The sequence below is a fragment of the Sneathiella chungangensis genome, from assembly GCF_009882935.1.
Taxonomy (GTDB): Bacteria; Pseudomonadota; Alphaproteobacteria; order Sneathiellales; family Sneathiellaceae; genus Sneathiella; species Sneathiella chungangensis.
Genome location: NZ_WTVA01000014.1, coordinates 122,876 through 137,921 on the forward strand (window position 1 = coordinate 122,876; position 15,046 = coordinate 137,921).

The following is a 15,046-nucleotide window of genomic DNA, read 5'->3' on the forward strand; positions in this document are numbered from 1 at the left end:
AGACTATACTATTCAAAAGCAACTGGCAAAATGGCACCGGATATTTTTTCAGAACCGGCGAAAGAAGAGAGAAAAAGGAAACATGACCGCCTTCACGTCTCCGGCGAAAATAATCTGGCCCAAGGAATGGCTTATTCCTTTCGTTTTCTCGTCCCCGCACAGCGGACGCAACTATCCGGCGGATTTCGTCCAGTGCTCGAAACTTGACTTCGAAAAATTACGCCAATCGGAGGATTTCCTTGTTGACGAGCTCTTCGCGAGCGCAACGGAAAACGGCGCCCCCCTTTTATGTGCGGAATTTCCCCGCGCCTATTGCGATGCCAACCGCGAAGCTTTCGAACTCGATCCGCATATGTATAAAACGCCGCTCCCAGATTATGTGATGACGGCAAGCCCCCGACTTGCGAGCGGGATCGGAACGATCCCCCGGGTGGTGGGCGCCGGCCAGGAAATTTACAGGGACAAGCTGGACTTCAAGGACGCGCAAAAGCGTATCAATGAATGCTATTTCCCCTACCACCATGCGCTCCGCCAACTGCTGGAGGAAGGGCAGAAGAAATTCGGTTTTATCTACCTGATCGATTGCCATTCGATGCCGTCGCAGGCACCGGGAAGCAGACGTGGGCGCGGAGCAATCGGCACGCAGCGGCCCGACATTATTCTCGGCAACCGGTACGGAACCTCCTGCGGTCCCCAGCTCTTCAACGCGACACTCTCCCGGTTTGAAAGCTACGGTTATCACGTCGGCCAAAACACACCCTATGCCGGCGGCTTTATCACGACCCATTACGGCAAACCGGACAAGAATATCCACGCCCTTCAAATCGAAATTAACCGGGGCCTCTACATGGATCAGAAAAAGCTGGCGCCGACCTCCGGTTTCACCCGGCTCAGGAATGACATTGCCGGGTTTATCCGGGAAATAAGCGAAGACCATAGTTCCCAACTGACGGCATAGAGCCAATGACGACGGAAATTTCGCCGATTGTTCGCCCATCATCGCCGGAAGACATGGCGACCATTACCGAAATATATGCCGCCAGCGTCCTCACGGGGCTCGGGACATTCGAAATCGACCCCCCCGATGAAATGGAAATGACGGCGCGGCGCAATGCCATTTTGCAGCAGCAGCTTCCCTATATCGTTGTGGAAGTCGACGGCGAAGTGGTCGGTTTCGCCTATGCCGGCCTCTACCGTCCGCGGCCGGCTTATCGGAATACAGTCGAGAATTCGGTATATATTCGCGAAGATATGCGCGGGCGCGGCGTCGGTAAGGCTCTGCTCGACGAATTAATAAAGAAATGCCGGGAAGCGGGGAAAAAGCAGATGGTCGCCGTCATCGGCGATTCCGGCAATCGCGGATCCATAGGTTTGCACAAATCTCGCGGTTTCCGGCTTGTCGGGATATTGGAGGAAGTCGGTTACAAGCACGACCGGTGGGTGGATACCGTGATCATGCAGAAAAATCTGACATTGGACGAGTAATCGGAAAACTGGCGCGGATATTGCTTCCTTGATGTCAGGAGGAAGTGAATGCGAATTTTGATCGGACTACTGACTTTGGCTTTTAGTGTATTGGCGACAGCGCCGGCGATTGCCGGAAATGTTATCGCAAAAGCCCCGGAACACGCCAAAACCTGCGCAAAAGCGGTAACAGCCGCAGAGAGTGAATACCGCCTTCCGAAGCGACTTCTGACGGCCGTATCGCTGACGGAGAGCGGCCATTGGCACAAAGAGAAGAAGGAAATGATTGCCTGGCCCTGGACAGTTTATGCCGAGGGCCGCGGTCGATATTTCCCAAGCAAGGAGGCGGCGATCGATGAAGTAAAAATGTTGAAAGCCAAAGGCGTCCAGAATATCGATGTTGGCTGTATGCAGATCAATCTCTACTATCACCCCGACGCGTTCGAGGATTTAGAGACGGCACTGGATCCCGAACAAAATACGCAATATGCCGCAAGGCTCCTCAAAAACCTGCGGGAGGAAAGCCGTTCATGGAATGTCGCCATCGCCCATTACCATTCCCGGAATCACAAATATAATGTGCCTTATCGCCAGAAAGTCCTGAAAATCTGGCAAAAGGAGCGCCGCAAGGATACTAACGCGCGGATGGCCGCCTCCCGCGAGGCCTACCGGTTGAAACGCGAAGAACTGGCGGAGCGTATCCGCGAGGCAAGCCAGCGCCGCTTTACGAAGGAAAACATGCAGAGGCTGGCGGCCGCCGAACCCTCCTCCTGAGTGTGGTCAGTCGGCGGTCTCCCAGTTCCGCAAGGCCTCCTTGCGTTCAAGTCCCCAACGATAGCCGTGCAACTTGCCGTCCGTGCCGATCACCCGATGACACGGGACGATAAGCGAGACCGGATTGGTCGCGCAGGCCCGCCCGACCGCCCGTGCGGATTTTGGCGCTCCCAAGTCCTCGGCCAGCTGGCGGTAGGTCTTTGTTCTCCCGGGTCCGATTTCGAGAAGCGCCTGCCAGACTCTTCGCTGAAAGGCGGTGCCATACATATCCAGCGGTATTTCGGGCAACGCGGCGGATGCGCCTTGCAGGAAATCGACAATGGCTTTCGACCAGTCCGCCAGTAGCCCGACATCAGCCGCAATCTCCGCACGGTAAAATTCCTGTTCCAGCTCCCGGATCAAATCCTTTTTGTTGTCACCGAAATATACCGCGCAGACGCCGTGACGCGTGCCGGCGACCAGCATCTGACCGAGAAAGCAGTCCGCGAAGGCATAGGCGATTTCCGCCCCCGCCCCGCCTTTGGCATAGGACGCAGGCGTCATGCCAAGGCGCGCATGGGCCTTTTCATAGAGGCGCGAGGTGGAACCGAACCCCGCGCCATAAGCCGCGGCGGAGACGCTTTCGCCGGCTTTGACATTATCCTTGAATACCTCCGTTCGCCGGTTGTCGTAATATTCCATTGGCGATATTCCGAGCACCTTCTTGAAGCTTCTGGAAAGATGGTCCTCACTATATCCGGTTTCTTCGGCGATCTGGCCGAGAGAGAGCCGTTCACCGGATTGCTCGCTTACATGCCGTTCGATTATCCGGCAAATCTGCCGCGTCAGGGAAAGGCTCGGGTCGGCAATTTTCACCAGGTCCGGCCGGCACCGGCGGCAGGCGCGAAACCCAGCCGCCTCTGCTATTTCCGGAAGATCGAAGAAACGGATGTTTTCCGCCTTCGGATTACGGGCGGGACAGGAAGGACGGCAGTAAATACCCGTCGTTTTCACTCCGTAAACAAATTGGCCATCCTGATCCTTGTCGCGGGCCATGACGGCATTCAATTTTGCATCTTGCGTCATTGTATTATTCCACTTCAAATTCGATATGGGCGCAATTTAGAAGCAACGCATCTTAACGCCTATCCGTTTTCCGAGGTAAAATAACCATCGCCGTCATGTCGATGTTTCTTCAAGTTTTGGGTCTTCCTGCTTTTTCTCCGGATTTTTTCGGCGGATAATGATATCGCCATTCTCATTCAACACCGGAGCCTCATATTGCGGGATCGAGGCAATAAATGCGCCGAGAGCATCCATCAATTTCGTGATGCCCTCCATCGCCATACCATCAGGGTTTTCATTTTTCTCATCCGCAAGGGCGGGTTGGGCAAGGCCGACTAGAATAGTCACCATCGATACCAAAATGATCTGTTTCATTGCGTCATCCTCCAGTGCTCGAATTAGGAGCCAAGTCCACCACTATGTAGTCACTCGCGGGCTTTTTCACGAGGGCATTATAACATAAAGTCTGTCTCTCGATCGGGAAAGCTTGGGAGAAGCCGGAATGTTTGATCTTGTTATTATGGTGGATTGGTCGGCGGCGTCCGCCCCGGGCCGGATCACCCCCTCGCCGGATCGTTGCTGGATTGCCTGGGCGGATGGCGCCGCATGCTCTGAGGCGGAGTATTTTAGAACACGTGCCGCCTGCATGGCGAGGATTCATGAATTGCTCCGGGCTTGCAAAGGTGCCGCCTGTGTCGGGTTCGATTTTCCCTTCGGCTATCCCGCCGGTTGTGGTCTCGGTGGCGGACGCACTGCCGCCGTACGAATTGCCGCTGAGCTTACCTCGGATGATCGGGATCGGAACAACCGGTTTGATGTCGCGGCGGATTTGAACAAGATTATTTCCGGCAGCGTCGGGCCATTCTGGGGATGTCCGGCCACCTCGGAGTCCACTTATCTCACGGCCAAAAAGCCGCCTTTTGCGTTTGATAAGTTCACCGAATGGCGCATCGTCGAAAAATTTTTGAAAGACAAGAAAAAGCAGCATTCCATTTCCAGTGTCTGGAAGCTGTACACGACCGGGTCCGTTGGGAGCCAGGCGCTGACCGGCCTCAGGGAATTGAGCAATCTTGCCCGGCAACCCGGTATTGCCCACCGTGTGAAATTCTGGCCGTTCGAGACGCAATGGGAAAAAGATCTCGACGGCATCATCCTCACCGAAATCTGGCCGAGCCTTCGACATGAGGCAGAATACGACCATCCTATAAAGGATGCACGCCAGGTACTTGCCTGCCGTGACTGGCTGCTGGATAAAATGAAGAATGGCCTAGCGGAATCCGCGTTCTCAGCGCCGGCCTGGCTCACAACGGAAGAAGAACAAAAATGCCGGCTGGAAGAGGGCTGGATTTTAGGCGTCAGGTAAAAATTCGCGGAGCAGCTCCTCCTTCGTGAGACGGAAGGAACTTTCCACCCAGCGTATTTCCATGTCGTTCAGCAACTGCCCAAGCGCGGCGCCTTCTGCGACGCCATGCGTCAACAAATCACGCCCGGTTACGGGAAATGGCGGTCTTTGCCAACGTTCCGCCCTGTCGAGATACTGCCGGAAATCACACTCCGGCGTCAGTTCCGCCCAAAGGAGAATTGCCTGATCGGCAAATGTCTGCTTTCCCAGCCAATAGAGCGCTATTGCCTGATCTCGTTCATCCATTTCCCGCGAGATATTTTTTCCGCACATGTGCGTCAGGCGTTCTTTGTGCTTGTTTGAAAAACGGAGCTTTGCGGACAGACGCGATACTTCATCTTTATCACAATGCAAAAGCGCCGCGAACCGCAACAGCGCGTCGCTTTCGACAGGCAGCGACAGCAGGGAGGCAATACGCGACAGATTTACCGGGACGCCGGTAATTGCCTCAAGCACGCCGGTTTCTTTCATTAACTCAAGCGCCGCCAAGGGAGTTTCCGTTGCCAGCAGTAGAAGGATTTCCTTCTGCACGCGTTCGACCGAGAGAGCCCCGAGATCCCCAGCCGCTTTTGCGCAGGCTTTCAGGGCGGCCGCATCCGGGTTATCGTCGCCAAAACGCGCAAAAAACCGAAAATACCGCAATACCCGAAGACGGTCCTCACGAATTCGGTCGTCGGCATTTCCGATAAAGCGGACGTGGCGCGCCTTTAAATCGGCGAGACCTCCCACCGGATCGATCAACTCTCCCGTCGGATCAAGATAAAGCGCGTTGAAGGTGAAATCCCGGCGTTCCGCATCGACTTCCCAGTCATGGGTAAAGGCAATATCCGCATGCCGGCCATGGCCGACAAGATCAACCCGCAATGTGGTGATCTCGAAATGCCGTTTGCCGCAAACGGCAGTTATCGTACCGTGATCAAGCCCGGTTGGAAGCGCTTCTATTCCGGCCCTCTCCAGCCCTTGCATGACCGCGCCCGGCAATAAATCCGTCGCGATATCGATATCCTCGCTTGCAATGCCGAGAAGTGCATCGCGCACGCAACCACCGACAAAGCGCACGACTCCTCCTTCATCCTGCAAGGCGGAAATCACCGCGTTTGTCTCCGGCCAGCTTCGCCATGGCGGAGGACAATCGGAAATATCGACAAGCCCCGCGCTCTTCGGCATTTTCCGACTACTCTTTATTTTCGGCAGGCAGGACTTGCGAATCGATGATCCGGCCATCTTCGAAGCGCGGCGGCACATAAACCGTCCCTTCGCTGGGTTCGCCACTCACCAACCCCAGAGCGATCAGGCTCGCCGCCATCAGGACGAGACCCGTGACCGTCGAGATCGCGAGCGAGGTCCTTCCCCATTTCTTGTCGCCGCCGGCACGAGCATTGAAATACAGGTAAACAGCATAGACAACAAACGGAAGTAGGAGAGGAATGACATGAAATAGTATTGCTCTGATCATTTCAGCATTATCCGTTCTGATAAATCCTTGATCATTCCGGCGGTGGCACCCCAGATATAATAGTCGCCAAAGGGAATCGCATACCAGAACCTTTCCACACCGTTGTGAAAACCACTGTGCTGCCTGCGATTTGATTGATCGATCAGAAAATCAAGGGGAACCTCAAAAATCTCTGAGACTTCCCCTTCTTCTGGCCGTAGCGTGAAGTCGGGCTTGACCAGCCCAACGACCGGCGTCACCGAATAACGGGTTACCGTGATATATGTGGTCAGCGAGCCCACAACTTCGACTAACCCCGGATCGAGTGCGATCTCTTCCTGTGTTTCACGAAGGGCGGTCGCGACTGCGTTCTCATCGCCGTCATCCGAACGGCCGCCGGGGAAGCTGATTTGACCTGCATGCTTGGTAAGATGCGTTGCGCGGCGCGTGAGAATGACAGTTGGCCCTTCATGCCGTAGCACAATGGGCACCAGAACCGCTGCCGGCGTAAAGGGTAGATCGCGTTGCGGTGCACTTGCCGGATTAAGGTCATGGTCCCCGCGTATCTTCCCATCCAGCTCCAACGCGGGTGACAACTCCCTCGGGACAGGCTCCAGTCCCCGACGCAATCGCTCCGCCAGATTGTCTTCTTTACTTATTAAAAATGTCATCCACTAAACCGAGTTCGAAAAACTGGCCGCTGCTCCAGAAACCAAAACGAGCCTCCCCCTCTATATTCTCCTCCGCAGCCAGATTTACAAGGTCATAGAATACGGGGCGGTTGATCAGCGCGTCCAGATTGGCGCGAACACGAACATAGGGCGACGGTTCTTTCGTTTCCGGATCGATTTCGAGGCGAAACGGGTGGTCCGCATCCATGATCACGAAATCGTCAACATTGGTGCGAAAGCTGATAACTCTCTCCCGCCCCTCGCCTTCGACAAACATTTCAACGGCCACGAACGGCGCATCATCGACCGTGATCCCGATCTTTTCAACGGGCGTCACGAGATAGTATTTTCCATCCTCATCGTAGCGAATAACGCCGGAAAACAGCTTAACCAGTGGCTTTCGACCGATTGGCGATCCCAGATAGAACCAGGTGCCGTCACGCGCAATACGCATATCCAGGTCACCGCAGAATTCGGGATTCCAAAGATGGACGGGCGGATGCTTCTGCCCTTCAATCTGTTTGATTATGGCTCCAAGGCCATCCTGCGTCTTCGCTGTTGTCATAATTTTGGCCTAAACTCGTGATTTTTTGATACTATATTTAGGTTAGTCGTTACTGGCTACCAAGTTGCCAGTCGAGATTACTCGTTTTTCACTGAGGATGACAGGCTCACATGGACAAAACTGGCAACACCGAACGACAAATCCTCGAAAAAGTCGACAGCCTCTCGGGAAAGTTATCTGACCTGAAAACCGGTATTGGCGAGTTCATATTCGGCCAGGACCAGGTTGTTGAACTGACGTTGATTACCTTGCTGGCAAAGGGCCACGCGCTGCTGATCGGCGTCCCGGGCCTCGCCAAGACGCGACTCGTGGAAACACTCGGCGGTGTCCTCGGCCTTGATGACAAGCGGGTCCAGTTCACGCCGGACCTGATGCCCGCTGATATCCTCGGATCGGAAATTCTGGAAACGGCGGAAGATGGGAGCCGCCATTTCAAATTTCTCAAGGGCCCGATATTCGGGCAAATCCTGATGGCGGACGAGATCAACCGCGCGAGCCCGCGTACGCAGTCCGCCCTGCTACAGGCAATGCAGGAAGAAATGGTCACGGTCGCGGGTCAAACCTATCCGCTCCCGACACCCTTCCATGTTCTTGCAACACAAAACCCCATTGAACAGGAGGGAACCTACCCCCTGCCTGAGGCACAGCTCGATCGCTTCCTGATGCAGATTAATGTCGGCTATCCCGACCGGGAAACAGAGCGGCGTATCCTGCTTGAGACGACCGTTAATGAAGAAGCGCGTCCGACGCAGGTTTTATCACCGGCAGAACTGATCGAGGCCCAGCATCTCGTCCGTGAAATGCCCGTGAGCGACGCAGTTATTGACGCCATCCTCAAGTTGGTACGCGAGGGACGACCGGGTGACAGCGGGAATGATTTGGTGAATAAGTATGTCTCTTGGGGACCGGGCCCCCGCGCGAGCCAGGCCCTCATACTGGCGGTGCGGGCACGCGCGCTCCTTGAAAAAAGATTGAGCCCGTCAATCGATGATGTTGTTTACCTGGCAAAACCCGTGCTGCGCCATCGCATGGCGTTGTCCTATGCCGCCCGCGCAGAAAATATAACGATGGAGGATATCATCGACTCGCTTACTGTCCCTTTGGAGTAATGTATGTTCAAGCCGCGTCGCGTGACCGCCTCGAAATTGGATGATCGGAATAGAGCCGAAAGGCTTGCGCAGACGCTACCACCATTGATTCTGGCGGCGGAACATATAGTCAATGCTTTTGACATGGGGGTGCATGGCCGGCGGCGGGCCGGCACGGGAGAGGATTTCTGGCAATTCAAGAGATATGGTCCGGACGATTCCGCGGCCAGCATAGACTGGCGACAGAGCGCCAAACGAGAGCATGTCTATATTCGCCAGAAAGAACAGGAAACGGCGGAAACCGTCTGGATTTGGCGTGACGGCTCCCCGACAATGGATTTTACTTCCGGCCGGACGGAGGACTCAAAACTCGCACGGGCGACGTTGATTAGTCTTGCTCTGGCTCTTTCGCTCTCGAAAAGCGGGGAAAAATTCGGACTGTTGGGACAAACGGAAAAAGCGTCAACGGGTCCGGCGTCCTTCAACAGATTTGTCGGACGTATCACAGAACTGGACGGCCCGCCCCTTGCCGGCCTCAATACGGCCAACCGCTTATCCAACAAATCTACGGTCGTCATGATCAGCGATTTTCTCTCTGATCTGGAAGAAATCACAGCCACCGTTCGTCATTTCGTCAACCTCGGATGCAACGGATTTATTCTTCATATTGCCGATCCGGTTGAGGTTGATCTTCCCTATCAAGGCCGCACCCGGTTTCTCTCGGTTGCGAATGACGATAATCTCACCCTTGGTCGGGTGGAGGCCGTACGTGAGGAATATCAGACGCTGTTCGAAGCGCATCGATCGGCAATCGCCAAACTGGCGGAAAATGTCTCCTGGGACTATGCGTTTCACCGCACCGACAAACCGGCGGGCGACGCGTTTGCCCGCCTCTATGCCGCCCTCAATATAAGGGGGAAATAAGGATATGGCGGCGCTGATGTCCCTGTCGTTCCTATATCCCTGGGTTCTCACGGCATTGCTCGCGCTTCCGTTGATATGGTGGTTGCTGCGCATTGTACCGCCGCAGCCAAAGTCTGTAATTTTTCCGGCAATGCGGTTTCTTTATGGTCTTAAAAAGGATGAGCAATCCTCCGCGACGACGCCATGGTGGCTCCTGCTGTTACGGCTGGTGATTGCGGCATTGATTATTCTTGCCATCGCCCGTCCGGTGCTGAATCTGCCCGAGCAGCAAAACCGGTCGGGCGAGATGGTCCTGATCGTTGATGACGGCTGGACCTCTGCTCAATCATGGGACGGGCTTAAGGCGACCCTAACCAAACTGATTAACGACAGTACGCGTCAAGGGCGCCAGATTTTTGTCGTCACGACGTCACGGCGCGGAGGCGGTGCAATTCCATCGCTGCAACCCCTTGCCGACCAGGAAGCGCTCGGTATCGCGGCATCATTGGAGCCTAAATCCTGGCCTTCGGATTATAGCGATCTTTCCCTGCTCCTGCCGCGCCTAGAAACACTTGATAACCCTGAGTTTATCTGGTTATCAAGCGGCATATCGCGCAGCGCTGACCTGTCAGGCCTGCAGGATTTCCTCGCCGCACTCAATGATATGGGGCCGGTTACGATATACCGCCAAGAAACCGTCGTTGCGGCGCCAATCATAGAAACACCCAAGTTTGACGGTGACAAGCTCAACATACCGCTATCTCTGCCAACCGGCGCGACGAATACGGACAGCGTTTTAACCGCGCGGGCAGGGAACGGACAGATCCTGGCATCCGCACCTGTCACCTTTCCAGAGGGTGAGTACAGTGCGATTGTCGCACTTAATGTTCCCAACCGGATTCGCAATGACATCCGGCGACTTGAAATCGCCAACAGCAACAATGCCGGCGCCGTTTTTCTGCTGGACCAGAGGTGGCAACGGCGGCAGGTGGGACTGGTGACCAGCGATTCCTCGCAAGTCGACCAGCCACTATTGAACGAAACCCACTATCTTAGGAAGGCGCTGGAGCCGTTCTTTGACATTACAGGCGGTACAATTGAAGAATTGCTTGAAGAAAAGCAGTCGCTTATCGCGCTTGGGGATACGGCGAACCTGCCGGAAGGCGTAGAGCGGACGCTTGGCGACTGGATCGCAAAGGGCGGCGTGTTGATCCGCTTTGCCGGTCCGAAGCTCGCAAATTCGACGGGCGCTCTCGTCCCGGTCGAGTTACGCTCGGGTAATCGCAGTCTGCAGGGCGCCATGTCCTGGAACCAGCCAGCACCGCTCGGGCCTATACCGCGCCAGAGCCCGTTCACCGGCCTCAGTATTCCGAAAGACGTGACCGTTACAAAGCAGGTTCTCGCCAATCCTTCCCCTGATCTTCTCGATAAAACATGGGCGCAACTGGAAGACGGTACGCCGCTTGTTACGGCGGCGAAATCCGGGGCCGGTTGGATTGTCCTGTTTCATACGACGGCGTCGCCTGACTGGTCGAATTTGGCGCTTTCCGGCTTATTTGTTGAAATGCTCAGGGAGATCGGCAACCTCGGTCAGTATGTCAATCAGAATTTGGCGGAACAACAGAGCCTGCCCCCCTTCCAGCTGCTGAACGGATTCGGACGGCTCACGACGGAGACGGGCGTTGTCGACCCTCTGAATACGGCAGATATCGGAAGCCTTTCGCTGAACGAGAGGCACCCGCCGGGCCTTTACGGCAACGAGAATTTCAGTATCGCCATCAACATCGGTCAGTTTGACGCGGCATATTCCGTGGTGGACATGACGCAGTTCGCCGCCACTTTCCGGTATTTCGAAAGATCTTCTCTCGTCGACTTACTTCTTCCCCTACTTCTGACGGCGCTTTTGCTTGTGATGATTGATCAAATTATCTCTCTTCATCTCCAAGGCAGGCTCCCCGCATTGGGGAAAGTATCCCGGGCATCCATTTTCATTTTCGCTGTCTCCTTCGGCCTATCATCGATCCCCGGTGAAGCACCTGCACAGGAAGCAAATCTTGGCGGCGATGCGAAGATACTCGCGGCAACACTGGATACGCGGCTCGGCTATATCCTGACGCAGGATCGCACGGTCGATCAGATGAGCCACGATGGCCTTGCCGGTCTCAGCCGCCAGCTGCGAAACCGGACCGCGGTTGAGGCGGAGGATCCGCTTCCGATAGATATTGAGCAGGATGAATTGATTTTCTACCCCTTCATCTACTGGCCCATCACCCCGGATTTTCCGCCCCTATCAGAACAGGCCATCCTCAAGCTCAACGATTATTTTAAGGGCGGCGGCACGGTTCTTTTCGATACACGCAACCAGAATGCTGCCGGCCTGTATGGTATTGATTTATACAATAGCCCGGAAAACACCCGGCTTCGCCAGTTGACATCGCGGCTCGACATTCCAAGGGTTCAGCAGGTTCCACCGGATCACGTTCTTACCCGCGCCTTCTATCTTATGCAGACTTTCCCCGGACGTTATGACGGCGGCGATGTCTGGATCGAGGATACCAGCGGCATTCAGGGCAATGACGGAGTTGCATCCGTCGTCATCGGCAGCAATGACTGGGCGGCGGCCTGGGCGATCGACTCAGATGGCCGCTATCAGGCGGCTACCCTTCCCGGAAATGAACGCCAGCGCGAACTTGCCTATCGTTTCGGGATCAATCTCGTGATGTATACGCTCACCGGCAACTACAAATCGGATCAGGTCCATATACCGGCCATTCTTGAAAGACTGGGGCAATGACGGAAGAAAGTTTTGTCTCCGCACTCGACTTCAACCCGTATCTTCCGGTCGACTGGTTGATCGCCCTTGTCGCGATCTGCGCGCTCATTACATTGTTCTCTCTCTGGAGACGCGGGCGAGGTACATTGTTGCGGGGCGCGCTGATGGCGCTGTTGATACTGATGCTGGCCAATCCGGTCCTGCTAACAGAAAAGAGAAAGTTTCTCGACGATATTGCGCTCATCGTGCTGGACGAGACGAACAGCCAGAAAATCGGTCAACGCGGCGAAACCGCTCTAGCCGCTTTCGAGGAACTGAAGACGAAGCTGGAAGCGATCGAAAACCTGAAGGTCGAAACGATGACTGTCAGGAACAAAACCACGTCACTGATCGGAGAAGAGGATGGCACCCATGCCTTCGCCAACCGGGGCGAAGCGCTTCGGAATATCTCGCCGGGCCGGGTTGCCGCAACGATTTTCATTACCGACGGTCAGATACATGACGTTCCTGACGGCGCAGAAATCCACGAGAACGAGGGGCCGCTTCATTTTCTCCTGACGGGAGACCCGAACGAGAAAGACCGGGTTCTCCGTGTCGTTAAAGCGCCTGCATTCGGGATCGTCGACCAACCTCTGCAGCTGGTCGTCAGTGTCGAAGATTTTGGTCTCGAAGAGCCTGTCGAGATGGCGGCGGTTTCCGTAAATCTCGACGGAGAACCGATTGCTGCAGGCTTGGCCCGCGTCGGCGACGAGCTGACTCTTGAATTGACCCTCACCCATGGCGGCGCAAATTTCGTCGAAATAAAAGTGGACCCGCTTGACGGGGAACTGACGGAGAAAAACAACAGCGCCTATATTACAATCAATGGCATTCGCGACCGGTTACAGGTCCTACTGGTTTCCGGCGAGCCGCATATGGGGGAGCGGGGCTGGCGGAATATTCTGAAGTCCGACCCATCCGTGGATCTCGTGCATTTCACTATTCTCAGGCCGCCGGAAAAGCAGGATGGAACGCCCATTACGGAACTGTCCCTGATCCCATTTCCGATCCGCGATCTGTTCGAGAAGAAGCTTAATGACTTTGACCTGATTATTTTCGACCGGTATCGTCGCCGCGGCGTATTACCCTCCAGCTATTTGCACAATATCGCCAACTACGTAAAAAATGGCGGCGCTCTTCTTGAAGCCGCAGGCCCTGCCTTTGCGACACCGCTCAGCCTCTATCAGACGCCCCTGTCCGAGGTTCTTCCCGCCCGCCCGACAGGATATGTCTTTACTGAGGGCTATATACCGACCGTGAGTGCCATCGGCAAACGACATCCGGTCACCGGATTACTCAAGGCCAAGGCCGATGCGGACAAGGACTGGGGTCGCTGGTTCCGGATGATCGAATCGGAGGCTCTGGGAGGAGAGACGCTGATGACTGGCCCTTCTCAGCAGCCTCTTCTGATCCTGGAACGCAGCGGCGATGGCCGAGTTGCGCAGCTGCTTTCCGATCATGCCTGGTTGTGGGGACGGGGATTTGAGGGCGGCGGGCCACAATCGGAATTGCTCCGTCGCATATCCCACTGGCTGATGAAGGAGCCTGAGCTGGAAGAGGAGCAACTCAAAGGCACTATCGCGGGTAACCTTCTGAAGATCACCCGGCGCTCACTCGATACCGCGCCGGCAACAGTCACCGTGACCGATCCCGACGGCAACACCACTCAGCTTGTTCTGTCGGAAGGAGAGGACGGCGCCCAAAGCGGCTCCGTTCCAATACAGACAAGCGGCCTTCATTCGCTTGATGACGGAATACGGAAATCGCTGATCGCTGTGGGCGCGCTAAACCCGAAAGAACTGCACGAGATCCGCGCCACCACGGAAAAGATCGCTGCCGCGGCGAAGAAAACAGACGGCGGCATCCGCTGGATCAAGACAGAGGGTATCCCTGATTTCCGGCGCACGAGGCCTGACAACCGTCAGTCGGCAGACTACTGGTTCGGTCTCCGCGCGAATGAAAATTATGAAATAACAGGATACAACCGTCAGGCAATGCTGCCGCCGCTTCTTGCTTTATTTCTCGCGCTGTCATTCCTATGCATCGGCTGGTGGCGCGAAGGCCGCTAGGCTGGAAACCAGCTTTTCTGTTTCCCGGGCACCGGCAATGCGACCGGCAAATTCCGTGTCCAGCGTCGCACCGGCGATCGTGCCGGTCACTTGTTCAAGCGCTCCTTCACCGCATTCCTTGACAAGGAAACGCCGTTCCTCCACCGGGCCGGGCAATTGAAAACCGAGCACGGCCGCATTCCTGAAGCCGAACTGCCCGTAATACTCGGGATCTCCGACAAGCACGATGAGCCGATGACCCAGATCTTCGGCTACCGTCAAGCTTTTGCGTATAAGCGCGACCCCAATCCCCTTACCCTGCAATTCAGGCTCTACCGCTATCGGGCCGAGCAGCAATGCCGGGGTCCGTCCGCCAATCGTGATCGGCCAGTAACGGATCGTTGCGACCAGCCTTTCGCCTTCCAACGTTACGAAACTCAGTTCCGGAAGCGGCTCGATGTTTTTGCGGACTTCATAGGCGGTTTTCTTGAATCGATCCGGCCCGAAACATCTGTCGAGCAACGGTTCAATCAGGGGGGCATCTCCGGGCCGTTCGTGGATAATCTGGGGCATGACGGGGTTCCATTACTAACGGGGTCTGACGAAAAAAACGCCTCTCAAAGAAGCCCCGAACCGTCATGAAATCTCAAATGACCAAAGCAAAGGCTAATTAAGCGGCAGCGCAATTAAGGGCGGCAGCCTGTCGTCGTCGAGCTATGGTCAGTTGGTCGGTCATAATGCGCAAATATCATAAGGTTTGACCTATGGAAAGAAATAAATCATCCCTTGCGCCTTGGAAAGGCACAGACTAGGCTTCGATGCACAAGAAATAACACGGGC

15 protein-coding genes are annotated in these 15,046 nt (G+C 55.4%); 8 read left to right on the forward strand and 7 right to left on the reverse strand.

Annotation, left to right across the window (positions count from 1 at the left end; all coding sequences use genetic code 11):
* The first annotated feature begins 82 nt into the window (after positions 1-82).
* Genes GQF03_RS12335 through GQF03_RS12345 form a run of 3 tightly spaced genes read left to right on the forward strand, consistent with a single transcriptional unit; the run spans position 83 to position 2,238 of the window.
* Positions 83-958: an N-formylglutamate amidohydrolase gene (locus GQF03_RS12335; RefSeq protein WP_161339586.1), complete on the forward strand. Its 876-nt coding sequence runs from the start codon at positions 83-85 to the stop codon at positions 956-958.
* Between the two features lie 5 nt (positions 959-963).
* Positions 964-1,485, forward strand: coding sequence for a GNAT family N-acetyltransferase (locus GQF03_RS12340; protein WP_161339587.1), 522 nt, complete (start codon positions 964-966; stop codon positions 1,483-1,485).
* A 48-nt stretch (positions 1,486-1,533) separates the two neighbouring features.
* Positions 1,534-2,238 (forward strand): transglycosylase SLT domain-containing protein, encoded by a 705-nt coding sequence (locus GQF03_RS12345; protein ID WP_161339588.1) that lies wholly within the window; start codon positions 1,534-1,536, stop codon positions 2,236-2,238.
* Between the two features lie 6 nt (positions 2,239-2,244).
* On the opposite strand, the gene GQF03_RS12350 is transcribed toward GQF03_RS12345, so the two are convergent.
* Entirely contained in the window at positions 2,245-3,303 is a 1,059-nt protein-coding gene (locus GQF03_RS12350; protein ID WP_161339589.1) for a bifunctional transcriptional activator/DNA repair enzyme AdaA, read from the reverse strand.
* A 93-nt stretch (positions 3,304-3,396) separates the two neighbouring features.
* Entirely contained in the window at positions 3,397-3,657 is a 261-nt protein-coding gene (locus tag GQF03_RS12355; protein ID WP_161339590.1) for a hypothetical protein, read from the reverse strand.
* Between the two features lie 127 nt (positions 3,658-3,784).
* Here GQF03_RS12355 and GQF03_RS12360 point away from each other — a divergent pair, with 127 nt between their 5' ends.
* Positions 3,785-4,645, forward strand: coding sequence for a hypothetical protein (locus tag GQF03_RS12360; RefSeq protein ID WP_161339591.1), 861 nt, complete (start codon positions 3,785-3,787; stop codon positions 4,643-4,645).
* Here the strand turns inward: GQF03_RS12360 and GQF03_RS12365 are convergent.
* The 4 genes from GQF03_RS12365 to GQF03_RS12380 are packed head-to-tail and all read right to left on the reverse strand — an operon-like array spanning position 4,631 to position 7,355.
* A complete protein-coding gene (locus tag GQF03_RS12365) occupies positions 4,631-5,851 on the reverse strand; it encodes a CCA tRNA nucleotidyltransferase (protein ID WP_161339592.1) in 1,221 nt (406 codons plus the stop codon). The two genes, GQF03_RS12360 and GQF03_RS12365, sit on opposite strands and share 15 nt — an antisense overlap.
* A 7-nt stretch (positions 5,852-5,858) precedes the next feature.
* Positions 5,859-6,140 (reverse strand): DUF6111 family protein, encoded by a 282-nt coding sequence (locus tag GQF03_RS12370; RefSeq protein ID WP_161339593.1) that lies wholly within the window; start codon positions 6,138-6,140, stop codon positions 5,859-5,861.
* Positions 6,137-6,790 carry a CoA pyrophosphatase gene (locus GQF03_RS12375; RefSeq protein WP_161339594.1) on the reverse strand — a complete coding sequence of 218 codons (654 nt, stop codon included), beginning with the start codon at positions 6,788-6,790 and terminating at the stop codon, positions 6,137-6,139. Before GQF03_RS12375 ends, GQF03_RS12370 begins: the two co-directional genes overlap by 4 nt.
* Positions 6,771-7,355 carry a DUF1285 domain-containing protein gene (locus GQF03_RS12380; protein ID WP_161339595.1) on the reverse strand — a complete coding sequence of 195 codons (585 nt, stop codon included), beginning with the start codon at positions 7,353-7,355 and terminating at the stop codon, positions 6,771-6,773. The genes GQF03_RS12375 and GQF03_RS12380 overlap by 20 nt, the downstream gene beginning before the upstream one ends.
* Positions 7,356-7,465: 110 nt before the next feature.
* On the opposite strand from GQF03_RS12380, the gene GQF03_RS12385 reads away from it, so the two are divergent.
* The 4 genes from GQF03_RS12385 to GQF03_RS12400 are packed head-to-tail and all read left to right on the forward strand — an operon-like array spanning position 7,466 to position 14,227.
* The gene (locus GQF03_RS12385) at positions 7,466-8,464 is read left to right on the forward strand and encodes an AAA family ATPase (protein ID WP_161339596.1); all 999 of its coding nucleotides are present in this window, start codon (positions 7,466-7,468) and stop codon (positions 8,462-8,464) included.
* 3 nt (positions 8,465-8,467) lie between these two features.
* Positions 8,468-9,367, forward strand: a complete 900-nt coding sequence (locus GQF03_RS12390; RefSeq protein ID WP_161339597.1) for a DUF58 domain-containing protein — start codon at positions 8,468-8,470, stop codon at positions 9,365-9,367.
* 4 nt (positions 9,368-9,371) lie between these two features.
* The gene (locus GQF03_RS12395; protein WP_161339598.1) at positions 9,372-12,140 is read left to right on the forward strand and encodes a DUF4159 domain-containing protein; all 2,769 of its coding nucleotides are present in this window, start codon (positions 9,372-9,374) and stop codon (positions 12,138-12,140) included.
* Complete coding sequence (locus tag GQF03_RS12400; protein ID WP_161339599.1) at positions 12,137-14,227, forward strand: hypothetical protein; 2,091 nt, start codon at positions 12,137-12,139, stop codon at positions 14,225-14,227. The genes GQF03_RS12395 and GQF03_RS12400 overlap by 4 nt, the downstream gene beginning before the upstream one ends.
* Here GQF03_RS12400 and GQF03_RS12405 read toward each other — a convergent pair.
* Positions 14,195-14,779 (reverse strand): GNAT family N-acetyltransferase, encoded by a 585-nt coding sequence (locus GQF03_RS12405; protein WP_161339600.1) that lies wholly within the window; start codon positions 14,777-14,779, stop codon positions 14,195-14,197. The two genes, GQF03_RS12400 and GQF03_RS12405, sit on opposite strands and share 33 nt — an antisense overlap.
* Positions 14,780-15,046: the final 267 nt, after the last annotated feature.